A 14257-nucleotide genomic window follows, 5' to 3' on the forward strand; every position below is an offset into this window, starting at 1 on the left:
ATAAAATCTAGGATAATTTTTTGGTACTTACTATGCATAAAACTATAGGCCATGATCAGTAATCCAGCCAGTCAACCTTCCGAAACGAATCGATTTGAAAGGACCAAAATCAAAGAAGCCGTAATTGAGATTGTCAGTGACTCAGGCGAAGGTGCACAAAAATGTGGACAAAGCTTGGGAGCCATTTCAGCCAAAATGGGAAATGGAGTATGGACAGTTGAAATTATCCCGGCAGAAATCCAACCTCCCGCCCGATCCAAAGCAGGCGCATCTGGAATCAGGGTCAGGATGGGTAGCAACAAAATCACCAATATGGGTGACCATGCCGATTTGGTGGTTGCTCTCAATGAGCAAGTGCTTTATGGGCGGATAGACCAAAATGCCTATAAACCGGGAACCTACCTTCTCATAGAAAATAAATGGGCTACGCATACGGAGGAAACGGCTATCGCTTACAAAGAATCCATTGAGCATTTCAAAGAATTGGGATACTACATCTTTGAAATTCCCATGGAAAAGGAATGTCTCAAGCATGTAAGCGATGCCAAAAAAGGCAAAAACATGTGGGTACTCGGCCTGCTCTGCAATCTTTATGATCGAGATCTGGAAATCGCAGCCAATCAGGTCAAATATATCTTCCGAAAAAAGGATGAGAAGATCATACAAAGCAACCTCGATTTACTTTTTGCAGGATATGAATATGCCAATGAGAACTTCCCCATGCATTTCACCATTCCAAGCAAATTAAGTGAGGAAGACTATGTGGTAATGAATGGGAATGAGGCTATCAGTCTTGGGGTTATGGCGGCTGGAATCGAAGTATGTTCCATGTACCCCATCACTCCAGCCACTTCTGCTACCCATGCCATGGCAGAAACCATCGAATCGGCAGGGGGAATTATTCACCAAGCTGAAGATGAAATTGCGGCAATTGGTTTTGCTGTAGGTGCATCCTATGCCGGGAAAACGGCCGTTACCATTACCTCTGGACCTGGTATCGCGCTTAAAACAGAATTTATTGGATTAGCCATTATGGCTGAAATCCCACTGGTAATAATCGATGTGCAACGTGGAGGACCATCTACTGGCTTACCTACCAAGGTGGAACAGGGAGACTTATTAGCTGTATTATACGGTGCTCCCGGTGATGCACCGAAGGTAGTACTTGCCCCATCCACGATAGAGGAGTGCTTCCATTTTGTCATTTTGGCTAGAAAACTGGCCGAATCTTTCAGGACCCCAGTTTTTGTGCTGACAGATGCAAATTTGGCAACAGGTGTACAGCCTTTCCCTCGTCCAAAAATCAAGGCTGAATGGTTTCCTGAACCATTGGACCAAAGCCCTTGGAAAGAAGGGGTCAAAGTCTATGATTGGGATAAAAACACAGGAATTAGCAAAAGACCAATTCCGGGACAGAAAGGCGGAATGTACACCTTAACCGGACTGGCACATGATGAAGATAGTCATGTCGCTTACGACCCTGCCATCAACCAACGAGCGGTAGAAAGCAGAAGTCGCAAATTGGCTGCTCTGCGAGAAACACTGAAGCCACCTACTATCCATGGCGATGAAGAAGGAGATCTGTTGTTGGTAGGTTGGGGATCAACCCGAGGGGCTATTGAAGAAGCTGCAGAAAGAGCCAGAGAAAAAGGAGCAAAAGTGAGCAGTATTCACCTCCGTTTTCTAAGTCCCATGGAGCCCGGACTGAAGAACATTTTCGACAAGTTTAAAAAAGTGATGACGGTAGAAATCAATTACAGCGATACCGTTGGAAACCCCTTGATAACAGCAGAAAACAGGCGCTATTCCCAATTGGCTTGGTACCTGAGAGCGCAGACGCTTACTGACATTGATTGCTTAAGCAATGTTTACGGACAACCCATGAGCCCGATTCAGATTTTACAAAGGCTCGAGAAAGAACTCAACTTAACCTTAATCGACTAGACCATGATTTCTTTTCAACCAGATTTTTGTGAAATCGCACTTCCGGAAGAAGGGCATTACAGCATTGAGGATTATGGAAGCAGTAAAGCAAGATGGTGCTCGGGCTGTGGCGCTCATACCATATTGCATTCGGTACAAAAGCTCTGTGAGGATGAGCAGCTTCCTCCAGAAAAAACCGTATTTGTCTCGGGAATTGGCTGTAGCAGCCGCTTTCCTCACTATATGAAGACCTATGGTTTTCATGGCTTACACGGTAGAGCTCTCCCTGTAGCAAGTGGGGTGAAATTTCGAAGACCCGATCTGAACGTATTTGTAATCACGGGGGATGGGGACTGCTGCTCTATCGGAGCCGGTCATTGGGTACATGGCATTCGCTACAATATGAAAATGGTGGTTTTGCTTTTTGATAATTCTATCTATGGATTGACAAAAAAACAAACCTCTCCAACCAGTCCCTTAGGCACCCATTCCAATACCCACCCTAGAGGATCCGTCATCCCGCCTATCAATCCTATTCAGTCAACTTTGGGATTCGCAAATGTCTCTTTTGTCGCCCAAACCATTGATTGGAAACCAGCGCATCTGAATGCTACACTGAAAAAGGCCTTTGATCATCCCGGATTGGCTTTTGTACGAATTGTGCAACGCTGCCCAATTTGGATGCGGGACACCTATGAGCCAACTGTCAAAGATCCAAATGCTCTAACCTTGTTGGATCATGAGGATGGTATTGTATTGGATGAAAAAGCCAAAAGCACTTTCCGCCATATTGAACAGCATGATCCTAGCGACCTTCTCAAAGCCAGAGAAATGGCTGAATTGGTAAAAGAAACCACACCTATTGGCCTCTTTTATCAAAATAAAAATGCCATCCGATATGATGAATATGGTGCCCACAATTTGGGAATTTCAGTAGAAGAACGAATTGGGGCCATCAATACGCTCATGGATCGATACGCCATTTAACTCCAAGGCTATGAAAGAAGAATTGAAAAATAATACTGCGGTAGATCATCAGCCCCTCACTTGGGAAAAAAGCGATCCGGCCACCGAAGCCGAAATGCAAGCCTTTTGGAAAAAATTGAGGCATTTTTATAGAACAGGCATTCTTCCAAAAGATGATAAAAGAATGTCTGTAACATCTGCATTGTTGGATTATTTAGATGAAGGGGAGGCTTCTTCCTATCCCTTCACTATTGCAGAAAAAAATGGCATGAGTCGAAGCATAAACCTAAATTCAAATACCCCATTTCAATTTTTGGATTATTTGGTTTCCAAGCACCATGTCAGCAACCGAAAGTCCTTTACTTCTCAATTGTCCGAATTAATTACAGGCTTAAATAAGCTTTTGCAGATTGAGGACAGTCAGGCAGAACAGGAATCCCTGAAAAACACCTTTGATTTTGCGGATGAGTTGATCGCTTTTGACAAAATGGTCAACCTGCTTCCAAAAAATCAGAAGGCCGAACTTTCCGAAAAGCGCCTTCAAAGACTTACTGAAGTAATTTCCACTCTTCAAAAAGGCCTGAATCATTACAAAGAAAAGGAGAGTGTGGTTGTACTTGAAAAAAGCTGGAAAGAGGCTATCTACAAAGAGAAGTTATTTAAAAACTCCCAATTAGTCGAAACCAACAATGATGCTTTTGATGAAGCATTAGAGCTATTCAGCAAAGAGGTAAAATCATTTGTTGAATTGATCAGGGCATTTCGAATTGCTTCTTTGGAGATCAAAGATGAATTCAAGGAAGAAATTCATAAGGAATATTTTGATCACTTTACCTGGTATCGATTATCTCAGGAGGAGCTCAATTTATTTCACCCGGTCATTCTGATTGTGGATAAGGGCTATTTGTTTGATCATTTAACTTCCTTTTCAAAGCTTTTAGCTTCCAATAGACCTATCAAAGTGTTGGTTCTGAATCAAGAGCTGATCACTTCACCGGACAAAGATTTAGCTTGGGAAGATGCTTCAAGACAGTACAAACAAGAAATTGCCACTCTGGGGATTGCCCATCGAAATGTTTCTGTTTTTCAAAGTGGAATGGATGAACCTGAATCAATCCTGGAAGGAATTCACGATTGCTTAAAATCCACCTCCCCAAGCATTTGTTACCTTTCCCTTCCCGATGTAAAGAAATTTGAAGGAAAAGAGCCGGCTCAAATTATGAAAGCTGAAAATGCCAGTCGGTATTTTCCAAAAATCAGCTATAACCCTACTCAGAGAAGTGCTTCTGGAAAGAGATTTCAACTTTCTAAAAACATTCAAGTATCAAAGGCCTGGCCTAACTTTAGCCTATCTGCAAAAGGTTCAAATGGTTCCAACATGGAAATTGAAGCAGCCTTTACCTATGCAGACTACAAAGCCATTTTCCCTGAAAAAGCTAAGGAGCTGATGCTTGTTCCTTCCAAATATTACAGTGAGCATTTGGTTTCACTTAGTCAATATTTAGAATTAGAAGAAGCCGAACTCTACGGAAAAATCCCTTTTATCTGGGTAAAAGACGAAACTGGCCATCTTTTGCGTGCGGCAGTGCCTAATGTATGGGTAGTCTCCTGCCAAGAGCGCTTGGATTTTTGGAATCAATTGAGAGAATTAGCCGGAATATCTGAGGTCTCAATAGGAGGAGAATCTACTCCAATTGATCAAGTTAAAACAGGGGAAGAATCTGATGTTTCTTCTGAAACTGATCGACAAGAGGTATTGAAAAGCCTTCAGGAAGAGGCAATTGCAGTAGCGGCTCAACGATTAATTTCTGTGCTGTTGGATGATGAAGAATTCAAGTTTAACGAAGCGGCTTTAACCGAAGAGTGGCCCTTGAAAGAGGAAAGTCCTGCTATCCAAAAAGAATTAGTGACTAAAGAGGAAACTACCTCCAATCAAGTCAGTGGCCCTTGGGTTGAAACTGAAAATTGCACCTCCTGCAATGAGTGTGTGGATAAGTATCCCAAGCTTTTCAAGTACAATAAGGACAAACAAGCCTACATCGATGACCCTTCTAAGGGGACCTTTGAAGAGTTGGTAAAAGCAGCGGAGAAATGCCCCGCAGGATGTATTCATCCCGGAGCGCCTTTAAACTCGAAAGAACCCAATCTGGAAAAGTTAATCAAGCGGGCAGAAAAGTTTAATTAGAAGAACAAAAGACACAAAAACCATTGGGATTCATTTATTATTATTTTTCATCTTAGAAAAATGGGTCTAAAAGTGAGCCCCATCAGATTTTGAAAAACCAATAAATGAGGGAGAAAAAGAACCTATTTACGGATAAAGAATCTATTAAAACCATTGATCGGTTTCGGGTTATTTATTTCGGAATAGCAGTCTTTTTCTTCTTTTTGACCGAAATAGGAAGGAATATTTACCGACCCTTTATCTATTCCAATCAAATTGATGATTTTGGAATTGCGGACAGTATTGGCAATTCCGGTGGAGTAATCGTACAGATTTTTTTCACATTGGCGGTTTTAAACTCTCCCGGAAAGAAAGCTTTCCATGTGATTTGGTTCATTGTGATCGGTTATATCCTCTATGAAATTGCCCAACCCTATTTACCTCGAGGTGTCTTTGATTGGAAGGATATTTATGGAACACTAATAGGAGGATTTATTTCTTTACTCTTATTGATTCTAATTAGGAAGATTGTTTTAAATAAGGTTCTTCATAAGTTTTGATTAGTCTCTTGAAATAAGAAATACCCTTGTGATCTGCCTTCTCAAATATGCATAATTGAAAAAATGAATATGAATCAAATCCAAAAGGCCTCACAATAGGATTTTAAGTGATTGATTTTTAAATTATTACCACTATCCCTCAAAGAAAATTAGATTAATTACATTATTGCCTTTTTCCAGGAAGGATCAAAAGGATTTTTGAAGAACCCTGCCAGTTTCTCTAAAACCAGCAAAACTATGGATAAAGCTCTCCAAACCATGATCGATAATATGCCTGAAAAAACAGGCAAAAGCCTAGAAGAATGGACTAAAATTCTTAAAGCCAAATCATTTAGTAAGCATTCTGAAGCGGTGAATTTTTTGAAATCCGAGTATGGAGTAACTCATGGGTTTGCCAATACGATTGTTGCACTTTCCAAAGATGATATTGGGTCGGATAAAGACCTTGTCTCTGAGCAATATCAAGGTAAGGAAGGGTTATTGCCGATTTATGAAGGTTTAATTTCCTACATAAAGACTCTAGGAGATGACATTACGATTACTCCTAAAAAAGGAAGCGTGAGTGTTATCCGGAAAAGGCAATTTGTGTTGATCAAACCCGCCACAAAAACAAGAATTGATTTAGGCTTTAAGCTCAAGGACAAACCCACAACAGATAGACTGGAAAACTCCGGCCCTTTTGGAACCATGTGCACCCATAGAGTTCAAATCTTTGATCTAAAAGAGTTGGATCAAGAACTCAAAGACTGGATCAAAGAAGCCTATGAAAAATCCATTTAATCAACTTGACCCCAACCTAAAATGAAAGTCACACCTGAACACAATGAACGAATCGCAAACATGAAATTTGGTTCTGTCTATCCCCACTATCTCTCAAAAGTGGAGAAGAAGGGAAGAACAAAAGAAGAACTTCTCAAGGTGATAGAATGGCTTACCGGATTTGACGAGGGAAAATTGAATGAGCTTATTCAAGAGCAAGCAACTTTTGAGACATTTTTTCAAAAGGCAAAATTGAACCCGAATGCTGAACTGATTACAGGAGTAATTTGCGGCTATCGAATTGAAGAAATTGATAATGCACTGACCAAACAAGTCAGATACCTCGACAAATTGGTAGATGAGTTAGCAAAGGGAAAGAAAATGGAAAAGATTTTACGATCAGAGTAAAATATTGAGAGGACTATAATTAGACTTTTTTAATTGATTTTTGTATTTTCAGAAGAACTGATCTCTAAGCACTTAAATGCTGCTATTAGTTAAACGTCGGTTTTATTCTTTGGCTAATTAGATTTTTAACTTAACTCATGCACTTATGAAATCCTTCAAAACAACTTTCCATTCATTGAGGGCCATTATTTATTCGGCCTTGTTCATCCCTTTTTTAGGAATCCAATCCTGCGGTTCTAGCACTCAAACAGAGACTACAGCTACCGAGGAAGAAGCACCTGCTCCTCCAGTCATGGAGATAGTAACTGAAACCATGGATTTTCAAATGCCGGATACCATTCCATCAGGTTGGTATACCTGGAGATACCACAACAATTCCAATCAAACTCATTTCATCCTGATTGATGATTATCCTGATGGAATTACTTTGGATTCTATCAAGGCACGGGTTCTACCAGTTTTTGGAAATGGAATGGCATTACTCAATGAGGGAAAAACCGATGAAGGATTTGCCGAATTTGGCAACCTCCCTTCATGGTTTTCAGAAGTTGTATGGCGGGGAGGGGTAGGATTGGTTTCTCCGGAAGCAACTACTGAATCCATTCTGAAATTATCTCCTGGAACCTATTTCGTGGAATGCTATGTGAAAATGAATAACGGAATGTTTCATACCAATATGGGTATGATAAAAAAACTGGTGGTTTCAGATGAAGTATCATCTTTAGCAGAACCAAAAGCAGATATTTCGATCAGCCTCTCAGGTGAATCAGGAATTACTGTCGATCCACCATCAGTTCCGGGAAATTATACCTTTGGTGTTCATTTCTCAGATCAAATGATCCATGAAAATTTTGTCAGTCATGACCTGAATTTGGTGAGGTTACAGGATAATGCCAATGTACAAGACCTGGAAGCTTGGATGGATTGGAGAGATCCCAAAGGATTGATTGAACCAGCCCCCGAAGGAGTCATATTCTTAGGAGGAGTCAATGATATGCCTGCAGGGGAAACCGGTTATTTTTCAGCCCAACTTGTTCCTGGACAATATGCCTTCATTTCAGAAGTACCAAACGCTTCTGGAAAAAACCTCCTGAAAGTTTTCGAGATTACTCAATAGGTACTTTTCCTCGCTGTAGAAAAGGAGACTTGTTGAAAAATAAATTTCATGTCAGGCTGAGCGAAGTCGAGTCCCATATTTAGCTAATGAAAGCAATATTTCGACTAGGCTCAATATGAAAAATGGTTTTTAAAGAAAATCGCTTTTCTATGAGAAATCCTATTCCTTTCCCTGAGTATTAATTTACCTCGATTACAAATCGAGCATATCTGGTCATTGGATGAATCCCAGAATCTTTTACTTCAGCAATCACATGTAAGAATCCTTTGGACTGTCCATCCAACTGTACTTGCACTTGATTTCCTTGAGAGGAAAGCTTTGTCTCTCCACTATAAGTTCCTACCTCCTTGTATATCCAGAATTTAGTTTCCAAGCTATCTCCATCCGGGTCGGAAGTTTCCACCTCTAAGGTCAATACCTCACCGGGCCGACTTTGAATTCGGTTGGAACCTTTCGGCAAAACCACCGGTGGGTGATTAGCTTCGGCAAAATCCTTCACGCACCAATCTGCTCGAGCCGCAAAATCCTCCTGAATTGCCTCAATCCATCGAATCTGAGGATAAGTAGCATCAAGAGTATCGGTAAAAGGATTGTAATCCAAAACACCAGCTCCATCTTCCCAGCGATTTGGTTGATCGACAGATTGAACCAACCGGCCTCCCCAACCTCCCCATTCGGGATGATTAAGATTGTCCAAACCCACGCCTATTAAATGTAAGTACGCAGGAGAATCCCCTTCAGAAATAAAATCATAGATGCCAAAAGTACCCCATTGAGCATTTTCAAGCCGGGTAGGATCTCCATGAATATGCTCATCATCACCTTCCTGCTTTTGACCATCTCCATAACTGTAATATTTCTTAAGCAGAGGGCCATGATTATTGATGATTTCATTTCCCATAAAATCCCCTTCAAACAAATAATGCTGTGACTCAGGAACTACACGTTTCCAAGGGTAGGCAAAGCACCAAAACTGACTGGAATTGTAATAAATTCGAATGTCCGGCCAATTGGGAGCAATGTATTTTCGATAGGTAGCGTCCTGATCCAGGATTGCATAAATGATAGCCTTGTCCACTACTTTTTGATATACCGATTCCCATTCTGCGGTTCCTTTGTACTCGTCCTCAATGGATTTTAAAGCTCTTGCAATCGTATTCGTACCACCCCAAACCTGAAGGTAAATAGGCTCCATATCATCATCTAAGAGCTTTTCTTTGATATAATCGGAACCCGGAGTATCCTTTTCCATTTCCCCTTCGAAATCAATATTCCCAACCCGAACTAGATTTCTTAAATGAACAGCAGTTGGAAAGCCCTCCGCATGCTGACTTAATTTGGGATATACCTCCTCATAGGCATCCAAAAGCGGATTCATCCATTCGGTACCTGGCCATCTCAAATCCGGAATTGCCCCATACATACGCTTTGTCATTTCCATTTCAGAGGTGAATAAAGTCCCCTTTCCATCCCCTTTGTAATGCCACATAGAGGAAGAATAAATCAAACCCTCAATTCTGAATTCATTAGCATACAGAAGCATGCGGATAAATGAATCCACATCATCAATCTCTCCATCTGTCGTGACAATGGTTCTGGGTTTTGTTTTTTGCTCAGAAACAGGTTCCGAAATTGTCTCGGGTTTAGGTTGACAAGAAAGAACTAATAATAGAGCGAAAAAGAAGAGAAGATATTTCATAGGCTTGGTTGTAAAGCCTTCAAAATAGTAAAATGACAGGAAACTCCCATTTTGTAATATCTTCTTATTGAATGACATTCTGATAAATAAGCCATGGATCTTAAAAATCAAAGCCGAATATAAGTCACTGATTTTCAAATAATTTTTTAAATTACATCTAACCGGCAAGCATTTTTTATGATTGAATTTCTCCGAAGAATTAGACAGAATCTGATTTCCGAAAATAAAATCGGCAGGTACTTGAAATATGCTGTTGGGGAAATATTACTCGTTGTAATCGGAATTTTGATCGCTCTCTCCATAAACAACTGGAATACCAACCGATCCACCCAAAAAGAGACACTCAACTATTTGAGTAACTTAATTAATGACCTGAATAATGACATCTCTTCCTTTGATGGAAATACCAATTTCAATAAAACGAGACTAAAGGGAATCTTTTATTTATTAGAGCAGGCAGGATTAAACACCCAACGATTTACAGAGATGGATTGGGTGGATGTTTCGAAAAATGATCCCCAAAACCGACTTTGGCAAGGGGCTTTCCCGGATACTTTAAATAGGGATTTTATAAATCTCTCCTTCCAATTATTGGGTCGCGGATTTGGCGGGGTTTCCTTAAACAAATCAGTAATCAACGAACTCTATTCCACCGGCTCCTTCTCCCATATCAAAAACACCAACCTAAAGACTAAGATTGGGAATTATTATAGCTATTTAGCTCAAAGGCTTGAAGGTTATGCCATTGAGGAACATGAAGAATGGGCAAACGAAACCACTCGCTTTTTTCGTGACAAATACGGAATTTTTACCCTTGATGTCTCTGATTTAGAAGACCCTATTGGAATAATCAAAGAGAAAAAAGATGCAGAGCATCATCTACGGTACCTAGCTTTAGAAGTGAATTATCATTGTGTTTGGGCACAGCAAGCCAAAAAAATGGCATTAGATCTAATCCAACTAATCGAAGAAGAACAAAAGCTTTTGAGGAATTGATTAATTCTTTCCTACCAACTGCTCTGGAAAAAGAACTATTTAAACTACCCTCAATGATCAACCTGATTCTTAATCTTTAACCAAAAACAAAATGCAGAAATACAAAAACTTACATAAGTGGATGATTATCCCCATGCTGTTTATGCAGTTTGGGATTTTTAGAGACTATTGGGGAGATTTTTCGGAAAATGCCTGGTCTGTTCATGTTCACTACTGGACTGGGACAATTTGGTACCTCTATTTGATTATTCAACCCTACTATGCCACGCATGGACAGTTAGAAAAGCATAGGACAAATGGTATCATTGGAATGTTTTTAGCCGGAGGCGTCTGTATTACTGCTTTTAGCATGATGTATCGGGATATCGCAACTACCCAAAGAGCTACAGAAATGCCCGATCTGTTTGGCCCTTTTGAGCCCTGGTTTTTCTTCGGAGTTGCTGCTGTGGAAATTCCAATGATCATAGCCTTCGGATATGCAGTTATTAAAAGCATACTCCAAAGAAAAAATCTAGAAGATCATGCTTGGTGGTTGATTTCAACGGTATTTATTATCATGATGCCAGCCTTGGCACGCGGAATTCAAAATGTATATGTTGGGATGAACATAGACGATTGGCCGAATATCGACATCATGGGACCTGTTTATTTCGCACAAGCTCTCATTATAGGTTTGACTCTAGTGACAGCTTGGAAGTATAAAAAGTTGAAGCATCCCGGTACCTACCTAGCAGTAGGAATTAATATTTACACCTGCTTTTTGGAACCTCTTGGACGATCAGAAACGGTACAACATCTATTGAAAACTCTTATAAAGGGTTAATCAATTACTGAAAATCCTCCTCAGGCCGAGAAGTTTTCAGCTTTTTCCTCACCAAAAAATATTTTTATCTTTCTATCATTGATGCAATTTACTTCTCTCACACACCTATGAACTTACCCAAAATAACAATTTTAGCTGCCTTACTTTCATTTGCAGCATTTGCACAAGCTCAAGATGGAACCATATATCCGCTCGAAGCTCCCGCTGAACCAAATGCCATCTTGCTTGGAACCGGCGGTGTTGAAGATCAACCTTCTCCTGAAACTTGGTTTCGCCAATGGGGAGATCCCATGGCACGAAATATTTCAACTGCTACCTTGACGCCATTTTTACCTGAACCAGGTACCGCAAATGGAGCCGCAGTAATAGTCGCACCAGGTGGAGGTTTCCGATGGCTATCCATGGGAAATGAAGGATGGGAAGTTGCGGAGGCTTTGGCAAAGCAGGGAATTGCCGCATTTGTGCTAAAATACCGCCTTCACCCGACACCTGAATCCCTTGATGATTTCTCGGCTTGGATGAATCGCCCTCGACCAGCCCCTTCAGAAAACTCTCAAGGAAATTCCAGCAATAATCTTTTACAAGTGGACCTTTCCAACCAGCTTGAGGATGCCGAAGCTGCTTATGCTCTTATTCTTGAACGAGCCGAAGAATGGGGAGTCGACACTAAAAGAATAGGAATGATCGGGTTCTCAGCAGGAGCCGGCCTTACCATGCATGCTACTCTCCATTCCAAAACCATGGACTTAGCCTTTATTGGTCCAATCTATGGAGGAATGGGACCTGTAGAAGTTCCAAAAGAGGCCCCTCCCATGTTCAACGTTATCGCTACCGATGACTTCCTCTTTAGGGGGCAGTTCGGCATAATAGATTCTTGGTATAAAGCAGGAATCCCTGTTGAGTTTCATCTCTACCAAAACGGCGGTCATGGATTCGGTCTTGGAAACCCTAACCGGACTAGTAATCGTTGGTTTGATGCCTTTATCCACTGGCTAGATGTCAATAAATTTCTTGCTACTAAATAGGGACAAATTCAGGAAAACCTTCGTTTTGCTTCCTTTCGATAATTTCCTATACTTTTGGAAAAAGAAGAAAGTAAACAATGAGAAAGATTTTTCTGCTGTTTTTAGGTTTGGCTATTGCCTCCTGTACTAGCGAAACCGAAAAAATAGAAGCCTCCGAAAACCCAATTTCCCAACATTTAGATGCCTATTTCACGGCATTAACCGACCTCAAGGAGTTCAATGGGGTAATACTAGCCTTCAAAAATGATAGCCTTATTTTAGACAAGGCCTATAACCTATTTCCAAATCCTAATAGCAGTACCTATGTGAGTACTGAAAGTCAATTTGATATTCATTCGGTAGCCAAACTGATGACTCACTACCTTATTGTCAAACTGGAAGAAGAAGGCAGACTATCAGAAGAGGATCCGATCAATCGCTTTTTTCCTGATTTTCCAAAAGGAGATCAGATCACGGTCAAAATGCTATTAGACCACTCCTCCGGCTTGCCTAGAGAACTTCTAGATTTGGAAGGGAATGAGTTTGATTTAGAGCCTAGTGAAATTGTAGCACTTGCCAAAAAGCAACCCTTACTTTTTGAGCCTGGCGAAGATGCCCAATATTCGAATGTTGGTTATGAATTACTTTATGAAGTCATTTCACAGATTTACGGCAAGCCTTTCTCTCAATGTGTTGTGGATGAAATCTTCGTCCCTTTAAAAATGGATCACAGTGGGGCTCATTTTTATACCAATAACAAGCGCTTAGAAAACCCAGCAAAAAATCATGTACTACAGGACACTTCTCTTGTTCAAGTTCCGAATATTCTGGAGGATGAATTTAAAACAGCACGTTTTTATTCGACTGCTGCAGATTTGGACAGATTCCTAAAAGCTCTAGAGAAAGAACCTTATGCTTCAGTTTTAAAAAATGAAGCAGGTGTCATTGCAAAAGACGGTGGATCGAAAGGAATCCGGGCTCAGGTCTATACTGATTTAGAAAAAGACTTTCGCTTTGTCCTTTTGGCTAATTATGATGAAATGCCTTTTTTCAAAACCATTGAAGATGTCAGTAAAATCCTTGATTCTGAATTGGTAGAAATTCCTAAGGAACTTAACCGTGTTGCAATAGAAGTGGAGCCAGATATTCTGGAGCAATATGTTGGCTCTTATTCCTTCGCTGATTTTGATGGATTGATATTGCGAGTAGAAATGGAGGAAAATGGAATAGCGGTTTTTCAGGATAATGAAAAAATCGGATTTCTTATGGCAGAATCTCCTACCGTCTTTTTTGAAAACCCAAAGGAGCCAGAATCTTTTGAGTTTATCCCAAATGAGGAAGGATCATACGATGTCATGATGGGTTGGAAGGGTATTTCAGTGAAAGGAAAGCGGCTTTAAAACAAGCTTCCAACCCTCGCTTTATTGCACTTAAAATGCTAACTTAATAGAAGTTAAATCAGGGAAATCAAGAGGAGATTTTCCAAAAATCATGCACTCAAGAATGATCAAAAACGTTTTCTTAAATGAGGAAACGAATGAATAACAAAAATTTAAAATCATGAGCATTTTATCAGACAATGTAATTCCGGGTAAACAAGGGAAAGTATTTGAAACAAATGCGAAGGAAGCAAAGGATTTAGAGCAAATCCGCAGCAAATTATTAGCTATGGAGGGGATTCACGAAGTCACTCTAAATCAAGATAAATTCCCGAAAGAGTTTACTGTACAAACATCCCAAATGGTTCCTATCAAAGACATCGAACAAGCCGTAATTTCTCAAGGCTTTCATGCGGTGCCAAAAGGAATGATTGAATTGTAAACTCAAAACTCTTTTTA

The 14257-nt window shown here is 40.4% G+C and carries 13 protein-coding genes; 12 read left to right on the forward strand and 1 reads right to left on the reverse strand.

Annotated features, from left to right (window positions below):
- Positions 1 to 51 precede the first annotated feature (51 nt).
- The 7 genes from E4S40_RS05475 to E4S40_RS05505 all read left to right on the forward strand — a co-directional run bounded on the left by E4S40_RS05475 (position 52) and on the right by E4S40_RS05505 (position 7897).
- Positions 52 to 1944, forward strand: a complete 1893-nt coding sequence (locus E4S40_RS05475) for a 2-oxoacid:acceptor oxidoreductase subunit alpha (RefSeq protein WP_135071992.1) — start codon at positions 52 to 54, stop codon at positions 1942 to 1944.
- A 3-nt stretch (positions 1945 to 1947) separates the two neighbouring features.
- On the forward strand, positions 1948 to 2910 hold the full coding sequence (locus E4S40_RS05480; RefSeq protein ID WP_135071994.1) for a thiamine pyrophosphate-dependent enzyme: 963 nt from the start codon (positions 1948 to 1950) through the stop codon (positions 2908 to 2910).
- A gap of 10 nt (positions 2911 to 2920) precedes the next feature.
- Positions 2921 to 5074, forward strand: a complete 2154-nt coding sequence (locus E4S40_RS05485; RefSeq protein ID WP_135071996.1) for a ferredoxin — start codon at positions 2921 to 2923, stop codon at positions 5072 to 5074.
- Between the two features lie 104 nt (positions 5075 to 5178).
- Positions 5179 to 5613 carry a hypothetical protein gene (locus E4S40_RS05490; RefSeq protein ID WP_135071998.1) on the forward strand — a complete coding sequence of 145 codons (435 nt, stop codon included), beginning with the start codon at positions 5179 to 5181 and terminating at the stop codon, positions 5611 to 5613.
- Between the two features lie 237 nt (positions 5614 to 5850).
- On the forward strand, positions 5851 to 6393 hold the full coding sequence (locus tag E4S40_RS05495; protein ID WP_135072000.1) for a DUF4287 domain-containing protein: 543 nt from the start codon (positions 5851 to 5853) through the stop codon (positions 6391 to 6393).
- Positions 6394 to 6414: 21 nt separating this feature from the next.
- Positions 6415 to 6780 (forward strand): DUF2200 domain-containing protein, encoded by a 366-nt coding sequence (locus E4S40_RS05500; protein WP_135072002.1) that lies wholly within the window; start codon positions 6415 to 6417, stop codon positions 6778 to 6780.
- A 145-nt stretch (positions 6781 to 6925) separates the two neighbouring features.
- On the forward strand, positions 6926 to 7897 hold the full coding sequence (locus E4S40_RS05505; RefSeq protein WP_135072004.1) for a hypothetical protein: 972 nt from the start codon (positions 6926 to 6928) through the stop codon (positions 7895 to 7897).
- Positions 7898 to 8075: 178 nt separating this feature from the next.
- Here E4S40_RS05505 and E4S40_RS05510 read toward each other — a convergent pair whose 3' ends face one another.
- The gene (locus E4S40_RS05510) at positions 8076 to 9596 is read right to left on the reverse strand and encodes a DUF1593 domain-containing protein (RefSeq protein ID WP_135072007.1); all 1521 of its coding nucleotides are present in this window, start codon (positions 9594 to 9596) and stop codon (positions 8076 to 8078) included.
- A gap of 177 nt (positions 9597 to 9773) precedes the next feature.
- Here E4S40_RS05510 and E4S40_RS17165 point away from each other — a divergent pair, with 177 nt between their 5' ends.
- The 5 genes from E4S40_RS17165 (at position 9774) to E4S40_RS05535 (ending at position 14240) form a co-directional block, all read left to right on the forward strand.
- Positions 9774 to 10592, forward strand: a complete 819-nt coding sequence (locus tag E4S40_RS17165; protein WP_135072009.1) for a DUF6090 family protein — start codon at positions 9774 to 9776, stop codon at positions 10590 to 10592.
- A 91-nt stretch (positions 10593 to 10683) separates the two neighbouring features.
- On the forward strand, positions 10684 to 11415 hold the full coding sequence (locus tag E4S40_RS05520; RefSeq protein WP_135072011.1) for a hypothetical protein: 732 nt from the start codon (positions 10684 to 10686) through the stop codon (positions 11413 to 11415).
- 107 nt (positions 11416 to 11522) lie between these two features.
- Positions 11523 to 12440 (forward strand): alpha/beta hydrolase, encoded by a 918-nt coding sequence (locus E4S40_RS05525; RefSeq protein WP_135072013.1) that lies wholly within the window; start codon positions 11523 to 11525, stop codon positions 12438 to 12440.
- A gap of 77 nt (positions 12441 to 12517) precedes the next feature.
- Positions 12518 to 13819, forward strand: coding sequence for a serine hydrolase domain-containing protein (locus E4S40_RS05530; protein WP_135072015.1), 1302 nt, complete (start codon positions 12518 to 12520; stop codon positions 13817 to 13819).
- 160 nt (positions 13820 to 13979) lie between these two features.
- Entirely contained in the window at positions 13980 to 14240 is a 261-nt protein-coding gene (locus E4S40_RS05535; RefSeq protein ID WP_135072017.1) for a heavy-metal-associated domain-containing protein, read from the forward strand.
- Positions 14241 to 14257: the final 17 nt, after the last annotated feature.

It is taken from the genome of Algoriphagus kandeliae, assembly GCF_004571135.1.
GTDB lineage: Bacteria > Bacteroidota > Bacteroidia > Cytophagales > Cyclobacteriaceae > Algoriphagus > Algoriphagus kandeliae.

What these genes read in the sequence shown, in the direction of transcription:
- E4S40_RS05475 (WP_135071992.1), top strand. Translation starts at nt 52, where the DNA reads ATGATCAGTAATCCAGCCAGTCAACCTTCCGAAACGAATCGATTTGAA.
- E4S40_RS05480 (WP_135071994.1), top strand. Translation starts at nt 1,948, where the DNA reads ATGATTTCTTTTCAACCAGATTTTTGTGAAATCGCACTTCCGGAAGAA.
- E4S40_RS05485 (WP_135071996.1), top strand. Translation starts at nt 2,921, where the DNA reads ATGAAAGAAGAATTGAAAAATAATACTGCGGTAGATCATCAGCCCCTC.
- E4S40_RS05490 (WP_135071998.1), top strand. Translation starts at nt 5,179, where the DNA reads ATGAGGGAGAAAAAGAACCTATTTACGGATAAAGAATCTATTAAAACC.
- E4S40_RS05495 (WP_135072000.1), top strand. Translation starts at nt 5,851, where the DNA reads ATGGATAAAGCTCTCCAAACCATGATCGATAATATGCCTGAAAAAACA.
- E4S40_RS05500 (WP_135072002.1), top strand. Translation starts at nt 6,415, where the DNA reads ATGAAAGTCACACCTGAACACAATGAACGAATCGCAAACATGAAATTT.
- E4S40_RS05505 (WP_135072004.1), top strand. Translation starts at nt 6,926, where the DNA reads ATGAAATCCTTCAAAACAACTTTCCATTCATTGAGGGCCATTATTTAT.
- E4S40_RS05510 (WP_135072007.1), bottom strand. Translation starts at nt 9,596, where the DNA reads ATGAAATATCTTCTCTTCTTTTTCGCTCTATTATTAGTTCTTTCTTGT.
- E4S40_RS17165 (WP_135072009.1), top strand. Translation starts at nt 9,774, where the DNA reads ATGATTGAATTTCTCCGAAGAATTAGACAGAATCTGATTTCCGAAAAT.
- E4S40_RS05520 (WP_135072011.1), top strand. Translation starts at nt 10,684, where the DNA reads ATGCAGAAATACAAAAACTTACATAAGTGGATGATTATCCCCATGCTG.
- E4S40_RS05525 (WP_135072013.1), top strand. Translation starts at nt 11,523, where the DNA reads ATGAACTTACCCAAAATAACAATTTTAGCTGCCTTACTTTCATTTGCA.
- E4S40_RS05530 (WP_135072015.1), top strand. Translation starts at nt 12,518, where the DNA reads ATGAGAAAGATTTTTCTGCTGTTTTTAGGTTTGGCTATTGCCTCCTGT.
- E4S40_RS05535 (WP_135072017.1), top strand. Translation starts at nt 13,980, where the DNA reads ATGAGCATTTTATCAGACAATGTAATTCCGGGTAAACAAGGGAAAGTA.